Raw genomic sequence first — 15092 nt, forward strand, 5'->3', positions numbered from 1 at the left:
TCGCCGTGCCGTCGCGGCCGGGCCCGTGGCCGGGCCCTAGATCTCGTACACCGCGCCGGGGACGGCCAGCTCGACCGGGCCGTCGTAGACCTCGCGTGCGTCCGCGAGGTTGCGTTCGGCGTCCGTCCACGGCGGGATGTGGGTGAGGACCAGGCGTCCCGCTCCGGCGCGCGCGGCGTACTCGCCTGCTTCGCGGCCGTTGAGGTGGAGGTCCGGGATGTCCTCCTTGCCGTGGATGAACGATGCTTCACAGAGGAACAGGTCGGATCCCTCGGCGAGTTCGGCCAGCGCCTCACAGGTGCCGGTGTCGCCGGAGTAGGTGAGGGCGCGCCCGTTGTGCTCGACCCGGATGCCGAAGGTGTCGACGGGGTGGCAGAGCTTCTCCGTACGGACCGAGAAGGGGCCGATCTCGAACGAGCCGGACTTCAGCGTGTGGAAGTCGAAGACTTCGCCCATCGCGTGGTCGGACGGGGTGTCGGCGTGGGCCGTGGTGAGCCGGCGCTCGGTGCCTTCGGGGCCGTACACGGGGATCGGGGCGGGGCGTCCGCCGTCGAAGCGGTAGTAGCGGACGACGAAGTACGCGCACATGTCGATGCAGTGATCGGCATGGAGGTGGCTGAGGAAGATGGCGTCGAGGTCGTAGAGACCTACATGGCGCTGCAGCTCGCCCAGGGCGCCGTTGCCCATGTCGAGGAGCAGCCGGAAGCCGTCGGCCTCTACGAGGTAGCTCGAGCATGCCGAACCCGCGGACGGGAACGAGCCGGAGCAGCCGACGACGGTGAGCTTCATGGAGCGTGAACCTCCGAGGCGTGGGAACGGGGAGGGTTCGTGCGGTCCGTCGAGCGTAAGGCGCGAAACCGCTGGTCGCTCCTCCACCGCCTGCCGTTGTGGGGGAACTCACCTGTGCTGTCACCGGTTCGATGGAAGCCCCGGGTGTCGGCGGGCGCCGGTACGGTCGGGTCATGAACACGTGGTGGTGGGTGGCACTGGCCGCCGTCGTCCTGCTGGCGCTCGTGGCGACGGTCTCCGACGCGCGGGGCAGAGGCGGGCGCGGTCCGCGGCGGCCGGGCGGGCGTACGCGTCCGCCGGGGCGGGCTCCGGAGCGGGCTCCCGGGCGGAAGAAGGGGCGCCCGCACGGGGTGCCGCGGCCGGGGGAGATCTGGTGGGCCGACGTGCCGTTCGAGGACGGTCCCGGGTCCAAGGACCGGCCGTGTCTGGTGCTGTCGGTGCGGGGTGGCACGGCGGTCGTCGCCAAGATCACCAGCAAGCACCATGAGGAGCGGCCGGGGGTGATCGCTCTGCCGCCGGGTTCGGTGGGGGACGCGCGGGGCCGGCAGAGCTTCCTGGAGACGGACGAGCTGCGGGACGTGGCGGTGGCGGGGTTCCGCCGGAAGGCGGGCGAGCTGGACGGCGAGGTGTGGGGGCGGGTGCGCGGGCTGGGGTGAGCGTGCGGGAGGCGCGGGCCGGGTTTCACTCCCGTCCCGCGCCTCCTGGGTGCGCGGCCGCCGCGGTCCGGGCGGCCCGATGGTCCCTCAGGCCCAGAGCTGGCCCTGGAGGGTCTCGATGGCGGCCTCTGTCGTGGGGGCGGTGTAGACGCCGGTCGACAGGTACTTCCAGCCGCCGTCGGCGACGACGAAGACGATGTCCGCGGTCTCGCCGGCCTTGACGGCCTTGCGGCCGACGCCGATGGCGGCGTGGAGTGCGGCTCCGGTGGAGACACCGGCGAAGATGCCCTCCTGCTGGAGGAGCTCGCGGGTGCGGGTGACGGCGTCGGCGGAGCCGACGGAGAAGCGGGTGGTGAGGACGGAGGCGTCGTACAGCTCGGGGACGAAGCCCTCGTCGAGGTTGCGCAGGCCGTAGACGAGGTCGTCGTAGCGCGGTTCGGCGGCGACGACGGCGACGTCCGGCTTGTTCTCCCGGAGGTAGCGGCCGACGCCCATGAGGGTGCCGGTGGTGCCGAGGCCGGCCACGAAGTGGGTGATGGAGGGGAGGTCGGTGAGGATCTCCGGTCCGGTGGTGGCGTAGTGGGCGCCGGCGTTGTCCGGGTTGCCGTACTGGTAGAGCATGACCCAGTCGGGGTGCTCGGCGGAGAGCTCCTTGGCCACGCGTACGGCGGTGTTGGAGCCGCCGGCGGCGGGGGACGAGATGATCTCGGCGCCCCACATGGTGAGCAGGTCGCGCCGCTCCTGCGAGGTGTTCTCCGGCATGACGCAGACGATGCGGTAGCCCTTGAGGGTGGCCGCCATGGCGAGCGAGATGCCGGTGTTGCCGCTGGTGGGTTCGAGGATGGTGCAGCCGGGTGTCAGCCGGCCGTCCTTCTCCGCCTGCTCGACCATGTGGAGCGCGGGGCGGTCCTTGATCGAGCCGGTGGGGTTGCGGTCCTCGAGCTTGGCCCAGATACGGACGTCCTCGGACGGGGACAGCCGCGGGAGGCGGACCAGGGGCGTGTTGCCCACGGCCGCCAGCGGGGAGTCGTACCGCATCAGCGCATGCCGCCTGCGACGGCCGGGAGGATCGTGACGTTGTCGCCGTCGGCGAGCTTGGTGGAGATGCCGTCGAGGAAGCGGACGTCCTCGTCGTTGAGGTAGACGTTCACGAAGCGGCGGAGCTGGTCCCCGTCGACGATGCGCTCACGGATGCCGGTGTGGCGGCTCTCCAGGTCGGCGAAGAGGTCGGCGAGGGTCTCCCCGCTGCCTTCGACCGCCTTGGCGCCGTCGGTGTAGGTGCGGAGGATGGTCGGGATGCGGACCTCGATGGCCATGGCGTGGGCTCCTGTCGAAAGCGGGGAGGTGGCGTGGGGCGCGCGTTGGTGCCCCCGCGCGGGGGTGGTGCGTACGTGATTGCGCTCGGACCGCGGCTCAGGCCGTGCGGTTCACGGGCAGGCGGCGGCCGGACACATCGCGCTGGACAGCCTGCACAGGTCGACGTGCAGCCGCGCGACGAGCAGTGTGCCCGGGGCCTTTTCGCTCACGTCATGGGGAACCATGCGCTCATCGTATCGATTCCCCACCCGGGATCCGGAGTGTGATCCCACATGATGGATGCTGAGCGTTCACGATGTGGGACAGCCTGTCAGGTCCGCGCGGTCCTGCCGCCCCGTGGGTCAGACGGCCGGGGGGTACGCCTCGACGATCTCGACCTCTTCCTCGGTGATCTCGCCGTCCACGATGCGGTACGAGCGGAACTGGAAGGGGCCCGCGTCGTCGGTGTCCGCGGTGGAGACCAGGACGTAGTGGGCGCCGGGCTCGTTGGCATACGTGACGTCGGTGCGGGAGGGGTAGGCCTCGGTCGCGGTGTGGGAGTGGTAGATGATCACCGGCTCCTCGTCGCGGTCGTCCATCTCGCGGTAGAGCTTCAGCAGGTCCGCGGAGTCGAACTCGTAGAACGTGGGCGAGCGCGCGGCGTTGAGCATGGGGATGAAGCGTTCGGCGCGGCCCGTCCCGGCCGGACCGGCGACCACGCCGCACGCCTCGTCGGGGTGGTCGGCGCGGGAGTGCGCGACGATCTGGTCGTGGAGCGCCTGGGTGAGGGTCAGCATGGGGCCCAGGATAAGCAGACGGGCCCTCCCGTACCGAGGGGTGGTACGGGAGGGCCCGGATGCCGGACACGGCCGTTGGGGCGGCCGGTGTCCCGGAGGCGCCGTGAGGGGGTTCAGCGCTTGGTGAAGGCGGCGCCCTCGGGGTTACGGGCCTTGAGCACCAGGTAGGAGACACCGAGGATCAGGCCCCACACCGGTGCGCAGTAGAGCGAGATCCTGGCGTCCTTGTCGATGGCCATCATGATGATGACGAGGCCGATGAAGGCGAGGGCGAACCAGCTGGTGTAGGGCGCCCCGGGTGCCTTGAAGGTGGAGTGGGGCAGGACGCCGCGGTCGGCCTTGGCGCGGTAGCGGATCTGGCAGATCAGGATCATGATCCAGGCCCACATGCCGGAGATGGTCGCGAAGGAGACGACGTAGGTGAACGCGTCGCCGGGCCACTGGTAGTTGATCCAGACGCCGACGAGCATCAGCGCGGCGGAGAAAGTGGTGCCGATCAGCGGGAGTCCGTTGCTCGTCAGCTTGGTGAAGGCCTTGGGGCCCTGGCCGTTGAGCGCGAGGTCCCGCAGCATGCGCCCGGTGGAGTACATGCCGGAGTTGCAGGAGGAGAGGGCCGCGGTGAGCACGACGAAGTTGACGATCGCGGCACCGATGCCGAGGCCCATCTCCTCGAAGGCGGCGACGAACGGGGAGACGCCGGGCTTGAAGGTGCTCCACGGGACGACGGACAGGATCATGATCAGCGCGCCGACGTAGAAGACGGCGATGCGCCACGGCACGGTGTTGATGGCCTTGGGCAGGACGGTCTTCGGGTCCTTGGACTCACCGGCGGTGACGCCGACGAGCTCGACGGCGAGGAAGGCGAACATGACGATCTGGAGCGTCATCAGCGTGCCGCTGATGCCTTCGGGGAAGAAGCCGCCGTCGTTCCACAGGTTGGCGACGGTCGCGGTGTCCCCGGCGTCGGAGAAGCCGACGGTGAGCACGCCGGCACAGATGAGGATCATGCCGAGGATCGCGGTGACCTTGACCATCGAGAACCAGAACTCCAGCTCACCGAAGAGCTTCACCGAGATCAGGTTGGCACCGTACAGAATGATGGTGAACACCAGTGCGGACAGCCATTGCGGGATATCCCACCAGTACGTCATATAGGTGGCCGCGGCGGTGACTTCGGTGATTCCGGTGACGACCCAGAAGAGCCAGTACGTCCAGCCGGTCACGAATCCGAAGAACGGGCCCAGGAATTCACGCGCGTACTCCGAGAAGGAGCCCGACACCGGGCGGTACATGAGGAGTTCGCCCAGGGCGCGCATGATGAAGAAGATGACCAGGCCCGCGATTGCGTACGCCAGGATGAGGCTGGGGCCGGCCCTGTCGATGGCTTTGCCCGCGCCGAGGAAGAGTCCCGTCCCGATGGCTCCGCCGATGGCGATCATCTGGATCTGGCGGGCTCCCAGCCCGCGCTGGTAACCCTCGCCCGCCGGGGCGTCGACGGCCTCCTGGCCGTCCGGCTGCCCGTTGTCGACCTGCGCCGATGTCATGTTGCTGCGCCTTTCTCCACGCCGATCCGCGCCGTCGTCGGCGTCGGATCAGGTCCTGATCCCCCCGGATATGGATGGAGTGCCGCCGGCGTTCGGCCGGCTTGTAGCGCCCCCGGGGACAGGGGTGGCGTCCCCGGGCGGTCGTGAAGATTTATCACGGGCGCCGGATGAGGCCACCGGACATTATGTGGCGCACGCCACAGGAAAAAGCGGACAAGCGTTTCCAGCCGCTGCAAAGAGAGCCATTCAGGTGACGGGATCGTTATTCGGATTTGAGCATCCGTTGAGCGAACCCGCCGGGCCGCCGGAGCGGCCCGCCCTCAGTCGGGCATCAGCGTTTCGACGAGGGTTTCCTGGAGTGCCCCGAGCCAGAGATAAGCCATCACCATCGGTTTGCGCGGGTCGCTGTCGGGGAGCCGGTAGAGCGAGCCGTCCTGGCCCTCGTCCTCGTCGGACACCTCCAGGCGGGTGCCGATGGTGAGCCGGAGGTCGTTGAGGGAGCCCAGCCAGTGGTGGCACTCCTCGGGAGTGAGGGTGAGCACCGCCCCGCTGTCCGCGACGGGCGCGAGCGCGTCGAGCGACCGTACGACGGCGAGGGCGTCCTCGCGCTTGCGGGTGCGCAGGTCGTTCTCGGTGAAGCGGCGGAACTCGGCGGACGCCTCGCGCAGCTCCTTGTCCTCGTCGCCGTACGCCTCGGGGAAGAGGCGGGCCAGGGCGGGGTCGGAGGGCGGTTCGCTGGGCCCCTCGGCGAAGAGCGCGGCGAGCGGGTCCTCGCCCTCGGCCGGCTGGTCGCCGGGGCCGATCAGTTCGAGCAGCTGGACGGCGAGGGAGCGCAGGATGGCGATCTCGACCTCGTCGAGCGCGACGGACGCGCCGCCGCCTGGGGTGGCCTCGAAGTGGCCGGCCATGAATTCTCCGATGATGGGTCGGACGGAGGGGCAGCGGTGGGTCAGTTCCGGTCCTGGGTCAGCGTGGCCCAGAGCCCGTAACCGTGCATGGCCTGGACGTCGCGCTCCATCTCCTCGCGGCTGCCGCTGGAGACGACCGCGCGGCCCTTCTGATGGACGTCGAGCATCAGCTTGTGGGCCTTGTCCTTGGAGTAGCCGAAGTAGGCCTGGAAGACATACGTCACATAGCTCATGAGGTTGACCGGGTCGTTGTGCACCAGCGTCACCCAGGGGACATCGGGCTCGGGGACGGCGAAGGTCTCCTCGGCCGATTCGGGACGTTCGATCTCTACGGGGGCAGCAACGCTCACCTACCCCATGCTGCCACCAGAGAGGGGTCCGCGCACAAACGGCGCCCCCATCTCGTCACTTTGACGAATAGGGAGTAGCATCCCCGGCATGAACTCAGCGGACCTTGGGCGACGGGTCGGTGTGCCGTCGACCGCACTCTTCACCGACCAGTACGAGCTCACGATGGTGCAGGCCGCACTGAAGGCGGGCACGGCCGGCCGGCGCTCCGTCTTCGAGGCCTTCACCCGCCGGCTGCCCGAGGGACGGCGCTACGGCGTCGTCGCCGGCACGGGCCGGGTGCTGGACGCGGTGGAGAACTTCCACTTCGACGACGAGATGCTCACCTTCCTGCGTGACCAGGACGTCGTGGACTCCCCCACCGTGGACTGGCTCGCCGACTACCGCTTCAGCGGTGACATCTGGGGCTACCCGGAGGGCGAGGTGTACTTCCCGGGCTCGCCGCTCCTGCGGGTCGAGGGCTCCTTCGCCGAGTGCGTGCTGCTGGAGACCGTGATCCTCTCGATCCTGAACCACGACTCGGCGATCGCGGCCGCCGCGTCCCGGATGTCGGCCGCCGCGGGCGGCCGCAGGCTCATCGAGATGGGCGCGCGCCGCACCCACGAGCTGTCGGCGGTGGCCTCGGCCCGCGCCGCGTACGTCGGCGGCTTCCACACCACCTCGGACCTGGCCGCCGGCTTCCGCTACAACATCCCGACCGTCGGGACGAGCGCGCACGCCTTCACGCTGCTGCACGACAGCGAGCGGGACGCCTTCCAGGCGCAGGTGGACTCGCTGGGCCGGGGCACCTCGCTGCTCGTCGACACGTACGACGTGACCGAGGCGGTCCGTACGGCGGTGGAGATCGCGGGGCCGGAGCTCGGCGCCGTACGCATCGACTCGGGCGACCTGCTGCTCGTCGCGCACCGGGTCCGGCAGCAGCTGGACGAGCTGGGTGCCACGGAGACGAAGATCGTGGTGACGTCCGACCTGGACGAGTACGCGATCGCCTCGCTGGCCGCCGCGCCGGTCGACAGCTACGGGGTGGGCACGCAGCTGGTCACCGGCAGCGGCCACCCGACGTGCTCGATGGTCTACAAGCTGGTGGCGCGGGCGCGGTGCCGATCCGGCCGACCCGCTGCTGCCGGTGGCGAAGAAGTCACTGGGCGCGAAGTCGTCGAGGGGCGGCCGCAAGTGGGCCGCGCGCCGGCTGGACGAGGCGGGGGTGGCCGAGGCCGAGGTGATCGGCAGCGGCGAGGTCCCGGCGGAGCTGGCGGACCGGCAGCTGCTGGTGGAGCTGGTCAAGGGCGGCGAGGTCGTCGGCAGGGAGCCGCTGGAGGCCGCGCGGGAGCGGCACATCGCGGCCCGGTCGGGGCTGCCGATGTCGGCGATGCAGCTGTCCCGCGGGGAGCCGGTGCTCCCCACGGAGTACGTCTGAGGCCCCCGGGTAGACGTGAGGCCTGCCCGCCCCCTCCCGCAGGGTCCGCCGAGTCTCTAGGCTCGGTGGCATCCCCACCGCACCCGTACGCACGACCGCCCGACCCCCACCGAAGGACAACCGCCATGCATCGCGCCTTGATCGTCGTTGACGTTCAGAACGACTTCTGCGAGGGCGGCAGCCTCGCGGTGGCGGGCGGCGCCGATGTCGCCGCCGCCATCACCGATCTGATCGGTGAGGCCCAGCCCGGCTACAGCCATGTGGTGGCCACCCGGGACCACCACATCGACCCCGGGGACCACTTCTCCACGGCACCCGACTTCGAGCACTCCTGGCCGCCGCACTGCGTCGCCGGCACGGAGGGCGTGGGCTTCCACCCGAACTTCGCGCCCGCCGTCGCCTCCGGCGCGATCGACACCGTCTTCGACAAGGGTGCGTACGACGCGGCGTACAGCGGCTTCGAGGGGGTCGACGAGAACGGCACCGGCCTCGCCCAGTGGCTGCGGGACCGCTCCGTGACCGCCGTCGACGTCGTCGGCATCGCCACGGACCACTGCGTGCGGGCCACGGCCCTGGACGCCGCCCGCGAGGGCTTCGCCACGCACGTCCTGCTGGACCTGACCGCCGGTGTCGCCGAGGGGACCACGGAGCGGGCCCTGGAGGAGATGCGCACCGCCGGGGTGGAGCTGTCCGGCAAGCCCGTCGTCTGACGGGCCCAGGGGCGCACCTGCGGCGTCCCCGGCGCCCTGGCCGCCCTCAGCGCCCTCAGGCCGCCGGGCGGGCCGGCCCCGCGTATCCGGCGGATCCCAGCAGCGCCCGTATCGGGTGCCAGAGCTCCTGGCCGGTCTGCGGCGCCGTGCGCCAGAGCAACCCGTCGGGGTGGTGCAGGACCGCCGTTATCTCGTCCGGGGTGGGCGGGTGGGCGTTGCCCCTGAGGTAGACGGCACGCAGGCCCAGGTTGCGCAGCCTGGTCAGGGCGCGCGCCCGGTTCGCCGCGTGCACCAGCACCCGTACCGGCTCTCCCGGGCCGGATCCGCCGGCCGGGCCGTTCAGGGTCAGTGCCACCACCACAGTGCCGTTGGGCAACCTGCAGAAACCTCCGCCTGCCATGCTTCGCGCTCCCCCGTAAGACTTCGTGTCAATAAGGATCGGTAGGACGCACCTAAACACGATCGGCCGCCGCCCCGCTAGAGGGCGACGGCCGATCATGCTTTGACCAGGCGTTTTTCGGACTACTTGCCCGAGGGGCCGACCTTCACGGTCATCGTCGAGCCGCTGAGCGGCTCGTTCACGATGGTGATCCGGGTGTTGGTGTCAGTAACCTTGACACTGCCTGTCGGGTTTTCCTTGTACCAGTAGGTGCCCTTGCGGTCGTCGAAGACCGGGACGCCCAGCGACGGCTTGATCTTCAGCGCGACGTCCGCGTTGTGCAGCGTGAAGCCCTGGTTCGGGTACCAGCTGAACGGCGCGTCGAACGGCTGGATCTTGTTGCGCAGGAGCGTGCCGTCCTTCCACTTCAGCGGCTTCGCGTGCGAGTCCACCGGCAGGATCAGGCCGGTGCCCTCGTGCTGCGAGGTGTTGTTGTCCTTCTGGGAGGTGTCCCAGAGCCAGACCATCAGGCCGTTCTGGTAGGCGTAGTGCTCGACCCAGTCCGGGCGGGTGGTGGAGAAGCCGAAGTTGTACGGGCCGACCTCGAGGGTCTTGTCGTACGAGACGTACTGGCGGTTCTCGGCGATGTAGTACTGCGGGTAGTCGTTGGTGAACGACTCACCGATCCGCGAGAAGCCCTTGGCGGTCCAGCCGTTGTCGTCGCCCTCGGCGTCGTCCGAGAAGAGCACGGCGCCGTCGGCGGTGACGGTGATGGCGTCGGCCGTGAAGCCCTTGCCGCCCGCGCCGCCGTCCGTCTGGTAGCGGAAGCGGATGTCGATCTTCTTGCCCGCGTAGGCGTCCAGCGGGAAGGAGAGCTTCTTGTACGCGCCGGAGACGTCGGTCAGGGCCGGCTTGTCGCTGGCGTCACGCGGGATCGCCTTGCCGTCGGCGGTGCCGTCGAGCGCGGTCCAGCTGCTGCCGCCGTTGTCCGAGACCTCGGTGTAGAGGTAGTCGTAGTCGGCCTCGATGTCGTACCAGCCGGACAGGTCCAGCGAGGCGGCCGACTTGCCGGTCAGGTCGACCGGGCGGGTCAGGGTGTTCGACAGGTCGTCACCCATGTCGCTCCACCACTGCTTGGAGCCCTCCGCGGGCTTCGTGACCGTGGTGGTGACGGCCTTCTCGGGCAGCTCGACGACGAGCGCCTGCTTGTCCTTGGTGTTGTACTCCGAGACCCCCAGCTTGTGGGTCGACTTCGTGGCGGCCTTGGCCGTGTCGTAGTCGAGCCAGCCGAGCTGGAGCTTGTCCCAGGCGGTCATGTCGCCCGGGAGGTTGCCTATCTCGCCCTTGCCGGTGCCGAGCCAGGAGCCCGCGGACATCAGGGACCAGAAGCCGACCGAGTTCTCGCCGCCGCCGGAGGTGTCGTACAGGTCCGGGAGGCCGAGGTCGTGGGCGTACTCGTGGGCGAAGACGCCCAGTCCGCCGTTCTCGGGCTGCGCGGTGTAGTCGCCGACCCAGATGCCGGTGTCACCGATCTCGGCGCCGCCGGCCTTGTTGCCCTCGGGGCCCGTCGCGCCGGCGTTCGTGCCGTACGCGTACCAGCGGTGCGCCCAGATGGCGTTCGTGCCCTCGGCGCCGCCGCCCGCGGACTCGTCCTCGCCGGCGTGGACCAGCTGGAAGTGGTCGATGTAGCCGTCGGGCTCGTTGAACTCGCCGTCGCCGTCGTAGTCGTAGCGGTCCCACTGGTCGTACTGGGCGAGGTCCGCCTTGATCTGGTCCAGGGTGCGGCCCTTGGCCTTCTGGTCGGCGACCCAGGCGTTGACGCCGTCACGGACCGTGTCCCAGACGTTGGCGCAGTTGGTCGAGCCGCAGTAGTTGGAGCCGTAACGCGCCTCGTTGTAGGGCACCTTGACCCAGTCCGAGACCTCGCCGTCGACCGAGTAGCGCCCGGAGGACGTCTTCTCGTAGTACGTCTTGAGCGAGTCCTTGTTCTTGCCCTCGCCGAAGTACAGGTCCTGGAAGTGCTCCTGGCTGTAGTCGGCCTGCCAGGCGGTGCTGTTGTCCTTCGCCGGGTCGGGCTCGGCTATCTCGTTGTGCAGCGGGCCGGGCGTGCCGCCGTACTTCTTGACGGGCGGCTTCGGGCCGTCGCCGTCCGGGTCGTACATCGTGGTGTCGTCGACCTGGTCGCCGAACTCCACGAGGATGGTGAAGATCTTGTCGGTCTTCTCCCGGCCGAGCTCGACGTACTTGCTCTTGCCGAGCTTGACGACCTTGGAACCGCCCTTGGCGGTCACCTTCTTGTCGCCGGAAAGGACCTGCTCCAGCGCGGCCTGGCGCTGTGCGTCCTGCTGCTTGCTGAAGGGTCCTTCCAGGTCGTGCTCCGTCGCCTTGACCGGCGCGGGGTCGCGCCGGTCCACGATGGAGGCGCCCGATCCCGGCACCTTGTCATCCGCCTGGGCGGTGGCGAAGGTGGATGCCGTCGCGGCGGTGGCGGCCAGGGCCACGGCTACGGCGGTGGCGCGCAGCGCCCGTCTCTGAGTGGTCACTTGATGCAGTCCTCCCCGGCGTTCGCGTCCGCGGCCAGGGGGTGAGTGCGGGCCGCGCGCGTTCAACGCGTCACAAGTGACGACATTCGATCGGAGTTATGAGAGAAAAGACAGATCTTGACTTGCACATACCAAGTGCACTATGCGGGAGGCCTCTTCCGCTATCCGGACGCGGATCCCGGCCTTCCGGACCGCCGACCGGCGCGCCGCCGACGCCTGCGGGCATCAGCGTGACTCCGTGCGCCCCCTGTGCACCGGTACCGTGGGTTAGGTCACGCTTACTACCCGTTCCTCACGGGCATCCACCGTCGTAGAGTCGATTGACAGTGCGAACGTGTTGAGAGACTTCCCTATCCGACACCCCGAGGACGGATATCGCCATGCCGCGTCCGACTGCCGCACAGTTCTCCTACGGTTCGGCCACCGTCGTGTTCTCCGCCCTCGCGTTGCTGCTGCTGTTCCGGACGGAGTCGGGCATCGGCGTCGCCGCGGTCGGCACCGTGGCGCTGCTGCTCGGCCTGCTGGTCGCCCTGGCCCTGCCCGCGCGTACGAGGACGGCCCGGCCGGCGACGGCACCGCCCACCGCCGCCCGCACCCACCGCACGATCGAGGACATCGAGATCGCCGCCGCCCGGCGGGAGCACATCGGCGAGCACTCGCTGCACCGCTGACTCCCGTGCTCAGGTGTTGACGACGCTCACGTGTTGACGACCACGGTCTTGCCCGCCTTGTCCTGGAGACCCTGCCGGTAGGGCTTGTCCGTGAACATCAGCACGATGTTGATGAGCCACCACAGGCACGGGCAGCACAGCAGCGCGGGGAGCCAGAGCACCACGGCCCGCATCAGCGAGGAGCTCGTGTCGGGGACCGAGCCGTCGTTGAGCATCGCGACGCGCATCTTCAGCAGGCGCTTGCCCAGCGTCCGGCCGTCCTTGTGGGTGAAGTACGTGTCGTACGCGACGTAGACCACCAGGCCGATCAGCGACCACACCAGCTGATGACCGGTGTAGGTGTTGCCGATGGCGTTGCCGAAGTCGTCGTTGCCGTCGTCCGAGGACACGTCGACCGCACCGCCGAAGGGGAGCGAGATCAGATACAGCGGGATCGAGATGATGAGGAAGTCGATCAGCCGCGCCAGGATCCGCTTCCCCGGTTCGGCGAGCGGTGGCATGCCCGCCAGCGGGTCCGCGCCGCCGTAGGGACCGCCGCCGTACGGGTCGTTCGGCGGCGGGGGCGGCGGCGGCCCGCTCCCGTAGGGCGAACCGCCCTGCGGGGGCGGAGGCCCCTGCGGCGGCCGCTTCGAGAAGGGGTCGTCGTCGGGCGGCGGAGGCGGTGGTTCGTTACTCATGGGGGCAGTGCACCCCGGCCCGGGAAGGCCCGCAACGGCTGGGGTCTCTTCGGGGGACGGGGCGTCAGCACACGGGCGTACGGGCCGCTCCCGCGGCCGGTCCGGCCCCTCTCAGCCCGCGACGAAGGTGCGGGCCGCCTTGTCGTGCCAGCACTGGCGCCACGGACGGTCGATCAGACACCAGAGGACGTTGAGCACACCGACGGCGAGCAGGCCCAGCACCCCGTACACCAGCCAGCGGCGCAGTGCCGCGCCCACGGTCGGCGAGTCGTGGGACTCGATGTCCCGCACCTCCAGGCCGCAGAGCTTCTTGCCCAGGGTGCGGCCCCACTTGGCGGTGGGCAGGGCCTCCAGGAGGAAGCCGAGGACCAGGAAGGCGGCGAGCACCCCGCCGAACAGCCCGGCCGTGGTGGCGTCCAGGAGCCAGACGGTGACCGTCTCACCGGACAGCTTCGCCGCCTCGATCTTCTGGTCGATGTGGTCCGTCGCCCGGGTGACCAGCGGGAAGCCGACCGCGCCGACGAGCGCGCCGAGGACGACCGTGTCGACGATCCGGGCGGCCAGCCGCTTGCCGAGCCCCGCGGGCCTCGCCGAGGCCTGGGACCGGGCGAGCTGCTGGAAGGGGTCGTCGACCGGGGGCTTCCACGGCACCACGGGCTGCTGCTGCTCCGCCCTGAGGCCGTGCTGCTGCGCGGGCACCGGGGCCGGGCTCTGCTGCTGGGGGTGCGGTGGCTGGGGGCGGGCCGTCCGCTCGGGCTGGGCGAGCTGGTGGACCTGCTGCGCCCAGGACGCGGACCCGCCGCCCGGGCCCGGTGTCAGCGGGGTGTTCAGCCCCGGCGCCTGCGCCTGCGGCGGGGTGGGCGACGGTGCGGGGGCGGGGGGCTGCGGGGTGCCGCCCGGCGGAACGGCGCGGATCGCCATCGTGCCGTCGGCGGGGGCGGGGCCCCCCTCGCGCGGGCGCGGGGGACGGCCGCCTGGGCCGACCGCGCGGATGGTGACCGTGCCCTCGGTCGGCGGACGACGGCCCGCGTCGTCGCTGCCGGGCCGCTCCCGGCGGATGGTGACGGTGCCGTCGCTCACCTCGTCGTTGCCGTCCCGCATGCCGGGCAGGGCACCGCGCGTCGGGTCCTGGGTGCCGGACTGCCGGGGATCGGCGGGGTGTTCGTCCGCCGGGGCGGGGACGGACGGCGGCGTCGCGGCCGGTGCCCCGGATTCGGGCTGGGGCGCCTCGGGCGTACGCGGATCCCTGCCGCCCCACGAGACGCGGTGGTCGCGTTCGCCGCCGAAGCCGGTCTGACGGGAGGTGTCGGCCTGCCAGGCGGTCGCCGGCAGGGGCCTTCCGGGGGTCACGTCCGCCTCACCGCCGACGGACCCGCCGTCAGGTGCGGGCGCGTCCGTCCCCTCGACCTCGTCGAGGTACATCGGCCCGGTCTCGTCCACCGGGGCCTGCCGCTGCGGGGCCGCGTCGGCCGCCGGGGCGGGGGGCGTCGCGGGAGTCGTCCCGTCCTGCCGGGGCGCGGGCCTGCTGGTGCCGGGGACCCACGAAGCGCCGTTCCAGTACCGGACGTAGCCGGGAATGGACGGGTCGGGGTAGTACCCCTCGCGGGGGCTTTCGTCACCGGGTGCCGGGGTTGGGGCGCTCATCACCGTGGTCCCGTATCTCTTCGAGTCCTCAATACAAGGGTCCACATCTATCAGACCTCCGAGCACCCCCGGGCCTGTCCTGCCGTTTGGACCACTTTCAGGGTCCGGGCAAGTTTTTCTGGGAAGTCGCGTCATAGACGTCCAGGAGGGCGCTCTCTCCTTCTGCGGACCGGTCGAGGGACCGGCCCCTACGAGCATCGGAAGGTCGTGCATCCTCATGCAGAACGCCGTGGAACGCGAGCTGGAAGTGAAGCTGGTCCTGTCCCCCGAGCGGTCCGTCCCCGTACCGGCCCGGCTCTCCTACTTCACCGACGACCCGTACGCCGTGCACGTCATGTTCCACATCGGCTCCGAGTCGCCCGTCCACTGGACGTTCGCCCGTGAGCTGCTGGTGGAGGGCGTGTTCCGGCCGTGCGGGCACGGGGACGTACGGATCTGGCCGACCAAGGTCGAGGACCGGGGCGTCATCTGCGTCGCGCTCACCTCGCCCGACGGCAACGCCCTCCTGGAGGTGCCGTCGGCCGCGGTGGCCGCCTGGGTGGAGCGCACCCTGCGGGTGGTGCCCCCGGGGACCGAGAGCACGCTGCTCGGACTGGACGCGGCCCTCGCCGAGCTGCTCACCCCGCTGCCGGCCGACGACCTGTGGCTGGGCGACCCCTGGTCCCAGTCGCCCGACGAGACGCAGGACGGGGAGGCCTGAGCGGCGGCGTGCG

General features: G+C 70.4%; 16 protein-coding genes and 1 pseudogene. 5 read left to right on the forward strand and 12 right to left on the reverse strand.

Features of this window, described 5'->3' with window-relative positions:
• Nucleotides 1–36 precede the first annotated feature (36 nt).
• Entirely contained in the window at nt 37–789 is a 753-nt protein-coding gene (locus tag JKV81_RS25825; RefSeq protein ID WP_124276233.1) for an MBL fold metallo-hydrolase, read from the reverse strand.
• Between the two features lie 173 nt (nt 790–962).
• Between JKV81_RS25825 and JKV81_RS25830 the strand changes: the two genes are divergently transcribed.
• Nucleotides 963–1445 (forward strand): type II toxin-antitoxin system PemK/MazF family toxin, encoded by a 483-nt coding sequence (locus JKV81_RS25830; protein ID WP_129263521.1) that lies wholly within the window; start codon nt 963–965, stop codon nt 1443–1445.
• 87 nt (nt 1446–1532) lie between these two features.
• On the opposite strand, the gene JKV81_RS25835 is transcribed toward JKV81_RS25830, so the two are convergent.
• From JKV81_RS25835 to clpS, 7 genes are all read right to left on the reverse strand, one after another.
• On the reverse strand, nt 1533–2483 hold the full coding sequence (locus tag JKV81_RS25835; protein WP_099172873.1) for a PLP-dependent cysteine synthase family protein: 951 nt from the start codon (nt 2481–2483) through the stop codon (nt 1533–1535).
• Complete coding sequence (locus JKV81_RS25840; RefSeq protein WP_124276230.1) at nt 2483–2761, reverse strand: MoaD/ThiS family protein; 279 nt, start codon at nt 2759–2761, stop codon at nt 2483–2485. The genes JKV81_RS25835 and JKV81_RS25840 overlap by 1 nt, the downstream gene beginning before the upstream one ends.
• 111 nt (nt 2762–2872) lie before the next feature.
• Nucleotides 2873–2986 carry a putative leader peptide gene (locus JKV81_RS36860; protein ID WP_315985687.1) on the reverse strand — a complete coding sequence of 38 codons (114 nt, stop codon included), beginning with the start codon at nt 2984–2986 and terminating at the stop codon, nt 2873–2875.
• Between the two features lie 117 nt (nt 2987–3103).
• The gene (locus JKV81_RS25845; RefSeq protein WP_129263524.1) at nt 3104–3538 is read right to left on the reverse strand and encodes a M67 family metallopeptidase; all 435 of its coding nucleotides are present in this window, start codon (nt 3536–3538) and stop codon (nt 3104–3106) included.
• Nucleotides 3539–3651: 113 nt separating this feature from the next.
• Complete coding sequence (locus JKV81_RS25850) at nt 3652–5082, reverse strand: amino acid permease (protein WP_129263527.1); 1431 nt, start codon at nt 5080–5082, stop codon at nt 3652–3654.
• A 320-nt stretch (nt 5083–5402) separates the two neighbouring features.
• Nucleotides 5403–5990, reverse strand: coding sequence for a DUF2017 domain-containing protein (locus tag JKV81_RS25855; protein WP_124276226.1), 588 nt, complete (start codon nt 5988–5990; stop codon nt 5403–5405).
• A gap of 41 nt (nt 5991–6031) precedes the next feature.
• Complete coding sequence (gene clpS, locus JKV81_RS25860) at nt 6032–6340, reverse strand: ATP-dependent Clp protease adapter ClpS (RefSeq protein ID WP_031100168.1); 309 nt, start codon at nt 6338–6340, stop codon at nt 6032–6034.
• Between the two features lie 88 nt (nt 6341–6428).
• Here clpS and JKV81_RS25865 point away from each other — a divergent pair.
• Nucleotides 6429–7755 (forward strand): annotated as a pseudogene (locus JKV81_RS25865) (nicotinate phosphoribosyltransferase).
• A gap of 125 nt (nt 7756–7880) precedes the next feature.
• Nucleotides 7881–8465 carry an isochorismatase family protein gene (locus JKV81_RS25870; protein WP_124276224.1) on the forward strand — a complete coding sequence of 195 codons (585 nt, stop codon included), beginning with the start codon at nt 7881–7883 and terminating at the stop codon, nt 8463–8465.
• A 55-nt stretch (nt 8466–8520) separates the two neighbouring features.
• Here the strand turns inward: JKV81_RS25870 and JKV81_RS25875 are convergent, their stop codons facing one another.
• Complete coding sequence (locus JKV81_RS25875; protein WP_129263531.1) at nt 8521–8865, reverse strand: hypothetical protein; 345 nt, start codon at nt 8863–8865, stop codon at nt 8521–8523.
• A 122-nt stretch (nt 8866–8987) separates the two neighbouring features.
• Nucleotides 8988–11387 (reverse strand): immune inhibitor A domain-containing protein, encoded by a 2400-nt coding sequence (locus JKV81_RS25880; protein WP_129263532.1) that lies wholly within the window; start codon nt 11385–11387, stop codon nt 8988–8990.
• Between the two features lie 380 nt (nt 11388–11767).
• On the opposite strand from JKV81_RS25880, the gene JKV81_RS25885 reads away from it, so the two are divergent.
• Nucleotides 11768–12058, forward strand: a complete 291-nt coding sequence (locus tag JKV81_RS25885; protein ID WP_202078035.1) for a hypothetical protein — start codon at nt 11768–11770, stop codon at nt 12056–12058.
• A 26-nt stretch (nt 12059–12084) separates the two neighbouring features.
• Here the strand turns inward: JKV81_RS25885 and JKV81_RS25890 are convergent, their stop codons facing one another.
• Entirely contained in the window at nt 12085–12735 is a 651-nt protein-coding gene (locus JKV81_RS25890; protein WP_129263538.1) for an RDD family protein, read from the reverse strand.
• A 111-nt stretch (nt 12736–12846) separates the two neighbouring features.
• A complete protein-coding gene (locus JKV81_RS25895; protein ID WP_129263541.1) occupies nt 12847–14379 on the reverse strand; it encodes an RDD family protein in 1533 nt (510 codons plus the stop codon).
• Between the two features lie 217 nt (nt 14380–14596).
• Between JKV81_RS25895 and JKV81_RS25900 the strand changes: the two genes are divergently transcribed.
• Complete coding sequence (locus tag JKV81_RS25900; RefSeq protein WP_124276219.1) at nt 14597–15079, forward strand: SsgA family sporulation/cell division regulator; 483 nt, start codon at nt 14597–14599, stop codon at nt 15077–15079.
• Nucleotides 15080–15092: the final 13 nt, after the last annotated feature.

Source organism: Streptomyces silvae, assembly GCF_016745505.1.
Taxonomy (GTDB): domain Bacteria; phylum Actinomycetota; class Actinomycetes; order Streptomycetales; family Streptomycetaceae; genus Streptomyces; species Streptomyces silvae.

Bases quoted from the DNA above. Each gene is read 5' to 3' on its own strand.
- JKV81_RS25825 (WP_124276233.1), bottom strand. From the start codon at position 789: ATGAAGCTCACCGTCGTCGGCTGCTCCGGCTCGTTCCCGTCCGCGGGT.
- JKV81_RS25855 (WP_124276226.1), bottom strand. From the start codon at position 5,990: ATGGCCGGCCACTTCGAGGCCACCCCAGGCGGCGGCGCGTCCGTCGCG.
- JKV81_RS25870 (WP_124276224.1), top strand. From the start codon at position 7,881: ATGCATCGCGCCTTGATCGTCGTTGACGTTCAGAACGACTTCTGCGAG.
- JKV81_RS25830 (WP_129263521.1), top strand. From the start codon at position 963: ATGAACACGTGGTGGTGGGTGGCACTGGCCGCCGTCGTCCTGCTGGCG.
- JKV81_RS25850 (WP_129263527.1), bottom strand. From the start codon at position 5,082: ATGACATCGGCGCAGGTCGACAACGGGCAGCCGGACGGCCAGGAGGCC.
- JKV81_RS25885 (WP_202078035.1), top strand. From the start codon at position 11,768: ATGCCGCGTCCGACTGCCGCACAGTTCTCCTACGGTTCGGCCACCGTC.
- JKV81_RS25900 (WP_124276219.1), top strand. From the start codon at position 14,597: ATGCAGAACGCCGTGGAACGCGAGCTGGAAGTGAAGCTGGTCCTGTCC.
- JKV81_RS25835 (WP_099172873.1), bottom strand. From the start codon at position 2,483: ATGCGGTACGACTCCCCGCTGGCGGCCGTGGGCAACACGCCCCTGGTC.
- JKV81_RS25890 (WP_129263538.1), bottom strand. From the start codon at position 12,735: ATGAGTAACGAACCACCGCCTCCGCCGCCCGACGACGACCCCTTCTCG.
- JKV81_RS25845 (WP_129263524.1), bottom strand. From the start codon at position 3,538: ATGCTGACCCTCACCCAGGCGCTCCACGACCAGATCGTCGCGCACTCC.
- JKV81_RS25875 (WP_129263531.1), bottom strand. From the start codon at position 8,865: ATGGCAGGCGGAGGTTTCTGCAGGTTGCCCAACGGCACTGTGGTGGTG.
- JKV81_RS36860 (WP_315985687.1), bottom strand. From the start codon at position 2,986: ATGGTTCCCCATGACGTGAGCGAAAAGGCCCCGGGCACACTGCTCGTC.
- JKV81_RS25895 (WP_129263541.1), bottom strand. From the start codon at position 14,379: ATGAGCGCCCCAACCCCGGCACCCGGTGACGAAAGCCCCCGCGAGGGG.
- JKV81_RS25840 (WP_124276230.1), bottom strand. From the start codon at position 2,761: ATGGCCATCGAGGTCCGCATCCCGACCATCCTCCGCACCTACACCGAC.